This is a genomic window from Kitasatospora sp. NPDC007106, assembly GCF_040634455.1.
GTDB classification, from domain to species: Bacteria; Actinomycetota; Actinomycetes; order Streptomycetales; family Streptomycetaceae; genus Kitasatospora; species Kitasatospora arboriphila.
Window position 1 is genome coordinate 1 of record NZ_JBEYFP010001448.1, and the last position, 1057, is coordinate 1057.

Annotated in this window: 1 protein-coding gene; it reads right to left on the reverse strand. The window is 81.2% G+C overall.

The features are described from left to right. The coding region (locus ABZ641_RS39180) for a tetratricopeptide repeat protein (protein ID WP_359989509.1) at window positions 1–1057 on the reverse strand (1057 nt) is incomplete at both ends.

Consider the following 1057-nt stretch of genomic DNA (forward strand, 5'->3'; position numbering starts at 1 on the left):
CGAGACCGTGGTGGAAGGCGGCGGCCGGGCTCCACGGGTGGCCGGCCTCGGCCTCGGTACGGAGCAGCGGCGCGGCGTCCTCGGTGCGGCCGGCGGCGAGCAGGGCGGCGCCGAGTCGGACCTTCGCGGGCTGCCAGTGCGGGTACGCCTCCAGGGCCGTCCGGTAGTCGGCGGCGGCCTCGGCGGGGCGGCCGGCCCGTTCGTGGACCAGCGCGAGGCCGAGCCGGGACGGGGTGTGGCCGGGCTGCGCGGCCTGGGCCGCGGTGAAGTGGCCGTGCGCCTCGTCGTCCCGGTCGAGCAGCAGGGCGAGCCGCCCCAGCGCGTAGTGGGGGCGGGGGTCGGCGGGGGCGGCCGCGGCGGAGTCCGCGAGGTCGGTGCCGGCGCCGGGGTGGTCGCCGAGGAACTGCCGGGCGAGGCCGCGGAAGAGCAGGGCCTCGGCGCGCAGGGAGGCCCCGCGGGCCCACGGCGAGGGCTCGCCGGTGCCGCGCTGGACGGCGCGGCCGAAGGCCTCGACGGCCTCGTCGTTGCGCCCGGCGGCGTGCAGGTGGGCGCCGTGGCGGAACCAGAGTTCGCCGCTGCCGCCGGGTGCGGCGGCGAGCAGGACGGCCTCGGCCTCGCCCGGTCGGCCGCTGTCGCGCAGGAACGCCGACCTGGCCAGTACCGGCCAGTCCCGTCCGGGGAGCGCCTTCAGGGCGGCGGCGGTGGCGCCGTCGCGGTCGGCGGCGGAGGCGTCCCGGCAGCGGCGCTGCAGCCAGTCGAGGACGCGCGCGGCGGACTCCGCCTCCTCGCCCGGCTCCGGGCCGCGGTCGACGGCGCGCAGGAAGGCGAGGACGGGAGCGAGGTCCGGCCGCCCGGCCGCGGTCTCCGCCTCCGCGAGCCCGCGCAGGGCCCAGCGGGGGATCTGCGTGTCCGGCACGGCGACCAGCGGGAAGGCCTCGTGGCACAGGCCGAGGGCGGCCGCCCGGTCGCCGAGCGCGTCGGTGGACAGGGCCAGGCCGACCAGGGCGGTGCCGCGCAGCGGCCGCAGGTGCGGCGGCGCCAGGGCGAGCCGCTCGGC